This is a genomic window from Phreatobacter sp. (genome assembly GCF_030691135.1).
Taxonomy (GTDB): domain Bacteria; phylum Pseudomonadota; class Alphaproteobacteria; order Rhizobiales; family Phreatobacteraceae; genus Phreatobacter.
Window position 1 is genome coordinate 1 of the sequence record NZ_JAUYFA010000023.1, and the last position, 8,541, is coordinate 8,541.

General features: G+C 64.5%; 6 protein-coding genes. All 6 read left to right on the forward strand.

The features are described 5' to 3' along the window. Positions 1-296 precede the first annotated feature (296 nt). From kdpF to Q8O26_RS03455, 6 genes are read left to right on the forward strand one after another with little or no spacing between them, the layout of a single operon-like run. Positions 297-398 (forward strand): K(+)-transporting ATPase subunit F, encoded by a 102-nt coding sequence (kdpF, locus tag Q8O26_RS03430; protein WP_305573498.1) that lies wholly within the window; start codon positions 297-299, stop codon positions 396-398. Positions 399-410: 12 nt separating this feature from the next. Further along, positions 411-2,096: a potassium-transporting ATPase subunit KdpA gene (gene kdpA, locus Q8O26_RS03435; RefSeq protein ID WP_305573500.1), complete on the forward strand. Its 1,686-nt coding sequence runs from the start codon at positions 411-413 to the stop codon at positions 2,094-2,096. Positions 2,097-2,107: 11 nt separating this feature from the next. Continuing rightward, complete coding sequence (gene kdpB / locus Q8O26_RS03440) at positions 2,108-4,147, forward strand: potassium-transporting ATPase subunit KdpB (protein ID WP_305573502.1); 2,040 nt, start codon at positions 2,108-2,110, stop codon at positions 4,145-4,147. Positions 4,148-4,158: 11 nt separating this feature from the next. Further along, positions 4,159-4,746 carry a potassium-transporting ATPase subunit KdpC gene (gene kdpC / locus Q8O26_RS03445; RefSeq protein ID WP_305573503.1) on the forward strand — a complete coding sequence of 196 codons (588 nt, stop codon included), beginning with the start codon at positions 4,159-4,161 and terminating at the stop codon, positions 4,744-4,746. 9 nt (positions 4,747-4,755) lie between these two features. Next, complete coding sequence (locus tag Q8O26_RS03450; protein ID WP_305573505.1) at positions 4,756-7,491, forward strand: sensor histidine kinase KdpD; 2,736 nt, start codon at positions 4,756-4,758, stop codon at positions 7,489-7,491. After that, complete coding sequence (locus Q8O26_RS03455) at positions 7,488-8,189, forward strand: response regulator (RefSeq protein WP_305573507.1); 702 nt, start codon at positions 7,488-7,490, stop codon at positions 8,187-8,189. Before Q8O26_RS03450 ends, Q8O26_RS03455 begins: the two co-directional genes overlap by 4 nt. Positions 8,190-8,541: the final 352 nt, after the last annotated feature.

Here is an 8,541-nt window from a genome sequence, read left to right on the forward strand (position 1 = left end):
GACCGGGGTATTCCCACCGCCACAGGTCGTGGGGTCTGGCAAGCAACGCAAGTCCGACGCCTTATGGACGCGTTGACCCGAATATAAGCGGGCCAGCCAGGTCGACAAGCGCGAGCGTTGGTAGACGTCCGCAGTGCGCCTGCATAGGCGACATCTGACGACAGGCATCCGCCTGACAGCCGGGCTATCGATAGTACCCGCTTTACGCGCGCTTTACGCCTTTCCCCTGAATTCGCCATCGCGCCTTTACGCCGAGGCCGCGTAGCTGAAAGCCATCTCATGAAGGATGGCTGCCCATGCCGCTTGGTCTTACCCTCGACATCGCCCTTGGCCTCACCCTCGCAGCGGGGCTGTTCGTCTACCTGGTCGCGGCGCTGCTTGCGCCCGAGCGGTTCTGAGGGAGGGGCGCCGTGCAGGCCGATCTTCTTCAGGCGGGGCTTTATGCCCTCGTTCTTCTGGCGGTGGCCGTGCCGCTCGGCGCCTATATCGCGCGGGTCATCACGGGCGAGATCGCATTTCTGGCGCCCATGGAGCGCGCCATCCTTGGCGCATCCGGTGCCAGTGGACCCCAGCGCTGGGGCGCCTATGCAGCCTCCTTGCTGATCTTCAACGCGGTGGGTTTCGCGTTGCTTTTCGCCATCCTGTTCCTCCAGAACCGGCTGCCTCTGAACCCGCAGGGCTTTGATGGGCTGACCTGGCATCTCGCTTTCAATACAGCGGTATCCTTCGTCACCAACACCAACTGGCAGAGCTATGGCGGCGAGACGACGCTGTCGCATTTCAGCCAGATGGTTGGCCTGACCACACAGAACTTCCTCTCCGCCGCCTCCGGTATCGCTGTCGCAGCAGCGGTCGCCCGTGGTTTTGCAGCGCGTCAGGCGACCACGATCGGCAATTTCTGGCAGGATCTGGTGCGCATCGTGCTCTACGTGCTCCTGCCGCTATCGGTCCTTTTTGCGCTGGTTCTGCTGGCGCTGGGAATGCCGCAGACGCTTTCCGCCTCGGTTGAGGCGACGACACTGGAAGGCGCGAAACAGACGCTCGCTTTGGGGCCCATCGCCAGCCAGGTCGCCATCAAGATGCTCGGCACCAATGGTGGCGGCTTCTTTAACGTCAACGGCGCGCACCCGTTCGAGAACCCGAACGCCTTCACCAACTTCCTGCAGATGAGCGCGATCCTTGCGATCCCGGCGGCGCTGGTTTTGAGCTATGGCCGCCTCGTCGGTGATCGCCGCCAGGGCTATGCGCTGTTCGCAGCGATGGCGATCCTGATCGTCACGGCCTTCGTGGCCCTTTATGCCGCTGAACGTTCTGGCAATCCCTTGCATACAGGTTTCGCCGATCCGTCAGCCGGCAACATGGAGGGCAAAGAGGTTCGCTTCGGCATCCTGGGCTCCGCGCTCTGGGCGGTGGCCACGACGGCGGCGTCCAACGGCTCGGTCAACGCTATGCATGACAGCCTGACCCCGCTGGGCGGGCTGGTCGCCATGCTCAACATCCAGCTTGGCGAGATCGTCTATGGCGGGGTCGGCGTTGGCCTCACCGGCATGCTGCTCTTCGTGATCCTGACCGTGTTCCTGGCCGGGCTGATGGTCGGGCGCACGCCTGAATATCTCGGCAAGAAGATCGAGGCGCGCGAGATCAAGCTCGCGGCGCTGACGCTTCTGATCATGCCGGTCGGCATCCTCGTGCTCGCCGCCCTCGCCATCGCCACAGGCAACGCCCAGTCAAGCGTGCAGGATGCGGGTCCGCACGGACTGTCGGAACTGATCTACGCCTACACCTCGGCGACGGGCAACAACGGCTCGGCCTTCGCGGGCTTCAACGCCAACACGCCCTGGCACAACACCTTCCTCGGGCTTGCCATGATCCTGGGGCGGTTCGGCTACATCCTGCCGATCCTCGCCATCGCCGGCTCACTCGCGGCCAAGACCCCGGCGGCGGCGACCGCGGGCACGTTCCCGACCCATGGGCCGGTCTTCGTCGTGCTGCTGATCGTGACGATCCTGATCGTCGGCGCTCTCACCTTCCTGCCCGTGCTCGCGCTCGGCCCCATCGCCGAGCATGTCTCGATGCTGCGCGGCACGAGCTTCTGAAAGGCACCCCGATGACCAAGCAAGCTTCACCTGATGTCGGCCTCTTCGCCCCCGACATTATCCGCCCAGCGCTCGTCCAGTCCTTCGTCAAGCTTGATCCCCGGAGCCTTGCCCGCAACCCGGTGATGTTCGCGACGGCGCTCGTTTCGGTTCTAGCGACGATCCTGACCATCCGCGAGGGGCTAGCCGGCGGGCCGACCTTCTGGATCGGGCTGCAGATTACGATCTGGCTCTGGTTCACCGTACTGTTCGCCAACTTCGCCGAAGCGGTCGCCGAGGGGCGCGGCAAGGCGCGCGCCGACGCTTTTCGGGCCACCAAATCCAGCGGCAAGTCGCGGCTGCTGCTGAACCCGCCCGACCACGAACTGTTCGAGATGCAGGATGTGGAGTTGCTGGAGCCGGGCGCGGTCATCCTCGTCAAGGCAGGCGATCTGATCCCTGCCGACGGCGAAATCATCTCAGGCGTGGCGTCGGTCAACGAAAGTGCCATCACGGGGGAATCCGCGCCCGTCATCCGCGAGGCCGGCGGCGACCGATCCTCGGTCACTGGCGGCACGACCATCGTCTCAGACTGGCTTGTGGTGCGCGTCACGGCACGGCAGGGCGACACCTTCCTTGATCGCATGATCGCTATGGTCGAGGGCGCCAAGCGCCAGAAGACGCCGAACGAGATCGCGCTCAACATCCTCTTGGCAGGCCTGACGCTTGTCTTCCTGCTGGTCGTGGTGACGCTGCCCTTCTTCGCAAGCTGGTCCGGCACAAGCCTGCCCGTGATTTATCTGGCTGCACTGTTCGTGACGCTGATCCCGACCACGATCGGCGGGTTGCTCTCGGCCATCGGCATCGCCGGGATGGACCGGCTGGTGAAGGCGAACGTCATCGCCAAGTCGGGCCGCGCCGTGGAGGCGGCCGGCGACATCGACGTGCTGTTGCTCGACAAGACCGGCACCATCACCTTCGGGAACCGGATGGCTGCGGCCTTCGTGCCCGTCGGTGGCGCGAGTGACCGCGAGGTGGCCGAGGCAGCTTGGCTGTCCTCGCTGGCCGACGAGACGGCGGAAGGACGCTCGATCGTTGAACTCGGCAGCAAGTTGCACGGTTTCAACCCAGTTGCCGATATCGGAACCTTTGTGCCGTTCACGGCACAAACGCGCATGTCCGGCGTCGACTTGCCGGGCGGTGACAGCATCCGCAAGGGCGCGTCTGACTCCGTCCTGAAGCATCTGGGGCAGTCTGCGACGGCAGAACTCGCCGCCGCGGTGAAAACCATCGCCAATGCTGGCGGCACCCCTCTGGTCGTGGCACGCGGGGCTCGGATCCTTGGCGTCATCTACCTCAAGGACATCGTCAAGCCGCATATCCGCGAGCGCTTCGCGGAACTGCGCAAGATGGGCATCCGCACCGTCATGATCACAGGCGACAACCCGCTAACCGCTGCCGCTATCGCCGCTGAAGCGGGAGTCGACGACTTCCTTGCGGAAGCCACGCCCGAGGCGAAGCTTGCTCTCATCCGCAAGGAGCAGGCGGAGGGCAAGCTTGTCGCCATGTGCGGCGATGGATCGAACGATGCGCCGGCGCTGGCCCAGGCCGATGTCGGCGTCGCGATGAACTCCGGCACGCCAGCCGCCAAGGAGGCGGGCAATCTGATCGACCTCGACAGCGACCCCACCAAGCTCATCGAGATCGTCATGGTCGGCAAGCAGTTGCTGATCTCGCGCGGGGCGCTGACCACCTTCTCCATCGCCAATGATGTGGCGAAATACTTCGCCATCCTGCCAGCGCTGTTCGTCGCCGCCTATCCAGGCTTGGGGCTGCTCAACGTGATGGGGCTGGCCTCGCCGCAAAGCGCCATCCTGTCGGCGATCATCTTCAACGCGCTGGTCATCGTCGCGCTGATACCGATCGCGCTGAAGGGCGTCGCTTACACGCCGTCATCCGCCTCCGCACTGCTGACCCGCAACCTGTTGGTCTATGGCCTGGGTGGGCTGATCGTTCCCTTCATCGGCATCAAGGCGATCGATGTCGCCGTCAATGCGCTTGGCCTTGCCTGAGGAGATCACCCATGGTCCATCTTCGTCCAGCCCTCCTGCTCACGCTGTTCTTCACGCTGCTGACCGGCCTCATCTACCCGCTTGCGATGACCGGCATTGGCCAAATGCTGATGCCAGCTCAGGCCAACGGCTCGCTGATCACGCGCGGCGGCGTCATCGCCGGCTCAAGCCTGATCGGCCAGAACTTTGCCTCCGAGCGTTACTTCCATGGTCGCCCGTCGGCGACCAGTACTACTGACCCTGCAGACGTAACCAAGACCATCGACGCGCCCTACAATGCGGCCTCGTCCACCGGCTCCAATCTCGGACCTTCCAGCAAGGCGTTGCTCGATAGCGTCGAGGCACGCGCAAAGGCTCTGGGTCCCGGCGCGCAGCCTGCCGACCTTGTCACAGTGTCGGCCTCAGGCCTTGATCCTCACATCTCGCCAGTTGGCGCGCTGGCGCAGGTCGGACGCGTCGCGCGGGCGAGGAATCTTACCGAAGCGCAACTGCGTGCACTGGTCGAGCGGCAGGTCGAGGGCCGCGACCTCGGCATCCTCGGCGAGAACCGCGTGAATGTGCTGGCCCTTAACCTCGCGCTCGATGCGTTGAGGCCGTAAACTGATCTGATGGCAGCCGAAACCGAGCAGCGCCCGAACCCTGAAAGCTTCCTCGACGCCGCACGCGCCGAGGAGAGCGGCTCCAAGCGCCGAGGTCGGCTGAAGATCTTCCTCGGAGCCTCGCCCGGCGTCGGCAAGACCTTCGCCATGCTGGAGGATGCGCGGGTCCGCCAAAAAGCGGGCACCGACCTCACCGTCGCGTTGATCGAGACCCATGGCCGGGCCGATACGGCGGCGCTTCTCGAAGGACTGGAGCTGCTGCCGCGCAAGACGATCGAGTATCGTGGGCAGCGGCTCGACGAAATGGATCTTGATGCGCTGCTGGCGCGCAAGCCCGCGCTCGCGCTCATCGACGAGTTCGCGCACACGAACGCGCCCGGCTCCCGTCATCCCAAGCGCTGGCAGGATGTGATGGAGGTGCTTGGCAGCGGCATCGACGTTATCACCACGCTCAACATCCAGCACATCGAGAGCCTGAACGACGCCATTGCCCAGATCACCGGCGTGCGCGTTCACGAGACATTGCCGGACGAGGTGTTGGCGAAGGCAGACCAGATCGAACTGATCGACCTGCCTCCCGAGGACCTGATCCAGCGCCTGAAGGACGGCAAGGTCTACCAGGGCCAGCAGGCAGGCCGGGCGCTGGAGAATTTCTTCACCAGGGGCAAGCTCACGGCGCTGCGCGAGATGGCCCTTCGTGCCGCCGCCGGCCGGGTCGATGCGGAAATGCTCGGGATCAGGAAAGCCAGCGCGGCGACCGGTATCTGGCCGACGCAGGAGCGCCTGCTGGTCTGCATCAACGAGGCGCCCGTCGCCAAGGCACTGATCCGGACCGGCAAACGAATGGCCGAGCGAGCGCGCATTCCGTGGATCGTGGCGACAGTGCTGACTCCGCGCCACGAAGCGCTGGCCCCCGAAGCGCGCGCCGGAACGTTCGAGGCGATGCGGCTCGCCGAAACGCTTGGCGCGGAGACCGTGACGCTCAGGGTGGAGACCGACGCGGCGAGAGAACTTCTGCGCTACGCCCGCGAGCGGAACGTTACCCGTCTTGTCATCGGCCGTCCGCGCTGGCGCGGGGCCATGATGCAGCGGCTGATCAGCCTGATCCGCGAACCGGTCTCGGAGCGGCTGCTCGATCTGGCGACGGACTTCGAGATCACGGTCGTGACACCCCATGCGCGCATCGAGCGGCGCAAGGCGCTGCTTGGGCGCTCGCTCATCCCGAACGATTGGCGTGGACCGTCCGCAGCCCTGGTTGCTACCGCCATCATGAGCTTGCTGGCGTGGCCGATCACGCAGGTCGATGCGATACCGTCCGGCGCCATCACGGTTCTCTACCTGCTCGGTGTGATGGTCGTGGCCTACCGGTATGGGCTCACGTCATCTCTGCTGGCCAGCGTACTCGGCTTTTTGAGCTACAACTTCTTCTACACCGAGCCCTATCTCACGCTGACGGTGAACAAATCCTCGGACATTGTCTCGCTTACCGTGTTCCTGCTCGGGGCCGTGTTCACCGGCACGCTCGCCAGCCGCCTGAAGGCTCAGGTCGAGACGATGCGCGCCTCTCAGGCCCGGACGGAAACGCTCTACGGCTTCGCCCGGAAGATCGCCGCTGCGACAAAATCTGACGACGTTCTCTGGGCGGCCGCAGCGCACATGGCCAAAACGCTGGATGCCCATGTGCTGATCATGACGCCGAATGCAGGGGGCGGGCTTGAGCAGGTGCAGGGCTGGCCTGCAATCGTCGAGGATCTTGATCCACGCGCCGAGGGCGCTGCACGCTGGGCCTTCGATAAGGCGGAAGCTGCAGGCCTTGGAACCGGGACACTGCCGAACAGCGAGTGGCTGTTCGTGCCACTCGCGACCGCAGGGCGGCCTTTCGGGGTGATTGGCGTCAAGTTCAAGGATGCCTCACGCGCCAACGATCCCGAGACGCGCCGCCTCTTGCTGGCAGTAGAGGATCAGGTGGCAGTCGCCATCGAGCGCAACCGGCTGAGCGCGGACCTGGCCGGCGCGCAGGTGGCGGCGGAGAGCGACAGACTGCGGTCCGCCTTGCTCAACTCGGTCAGCCATGACCTGCGCACGCCGCTGGTCACCGTCATCGGCGCAGCCTCGACCCTGGCCGATAGTCACGCTGCGCTCGATGACGCGACGCGGGGGGACCTGATCGCCAGCGTGCTCGACGAGGCCCGCCGGCTTGATCGCTATGTCCAGAACCTGCTGGACATGACTAAGCTGGGCCATGGCGCGGTGAAGCCGAAGCGCGCGGCCATCGACCTACGCGAAATCATAGGCAGTGTCCGCAGCGATCTGGTGCGGACACTTGCGAACCACCACGTCCAGGTCGATGTCCCGAAGGACCTGCCGCTGCTCGATGTCGATCCTGTTCTGATCGGACAGGCGCTCGCCAACCTCATGGAGAATGCCGCGAAGTATGCGCCAGCAGGCACAGCCATCACGGTTCATGCCTGGCGCGTAGGTGACGACGCGGAGATTGCTGTCATCGACCAGGGACCCGGCATCGCTCCATCTGACCGCGAAGCCGTCTTCGATCTGTTCCATCGCGCCGTGCAGGGAGATGGCGCGCCAGCGGGGACCGGCATGGGGCTCGCCATCGTCAAAGGTCTGGTAGAGGCCCATGGCGGGACTGTGCGCGCGGAACCTGTCGAGGGCTCGTCCGGTGCAGCGATCCATCTCAGGTTGCCGCTTGCCCTTGTGCTCAACGTGCTTGAGGACAAGACATGACGCAGCTCCCGCGCATTCTTGTCATAGACGACGAGGCTCCTATCCGGCGTTTCCTCAAGATCGCGCTCGGCAGCGGCGGCTTCGATGTGCTTGAAGCCGAACGTGGCCGGCAGGGCGTGGAGCTTGCCGCGACGGCTGTTCCTGATGCGATCGTTCTCGATCTCGGCTTGCCGGACATGGACGGCAAGTCGGTCATTGCTGCCATTCGCGAATGGTCACAGACGCCGATCCTGATCCTCTCGGTTCGGGACGGCGAAGCGGAGAAGATCGCAGCACTCGATGCTGGCGCCGATGACTATGTGACCAAGCCTTTCGCCACGGGCGAGTTGATGGCGCGCTTGCGCGCCTTGCTGCGCAAGCGTCCGCTGGAGGGAGCCGACAAGGTCGAGATCAGCCTGGGCGGCCTGGCCCTCAATCTCGCCTCTCGCACCGTCACTGTCGATGGTGCCCCCATCAGGCTGACCCGCAAGGAATTCGATGTGCTGGCGCTGCTCGCCCGCCATGCAGGCCGGCTCGTCGGGCACCATCAGCTGCTAGGCGTGGTGTGGGGTCCGGCGCACCTGCAGGACACGCATTATCTGCGCATCGCCATCGGCCATATCCGCGACAAGATCGGCGACGACGCCGCCAATCCCCGCTTCATCATCACCGAGCCGGGCGTGGGCTACAGACTGTTGGCGGAACCGATTGGTGACTAATGTCTCCTTTTGGACCACGAAGACTGAGTGTCTTCACCCAGCGCAAACTTGCCGCGTCCCCCGCTTATGCAGATGTCGGCTTTCGGGATTTGGCTTAGGTCAGTGCAGCGACCGAGATGGGGGCGCAAAGCGGACGTCCCCAATGTCTGATTGGGGCCCAAAAGCCGATGTCTGTTAGGTCGTCGGCACGTCAAGCCGCTTCATCGCCGCCACCATAATGTAAGGCGTCAAATAGAGCATTTGCGGCGTTGCCCCGTTCTCTGGAGGAGCGTCGGATCTCGCCCGGGTGGCCCAGGCGGCCAACGGGTTGAAGGCGTTCGTCACTGCATGAGATTGCGGCGGCAATCAACCA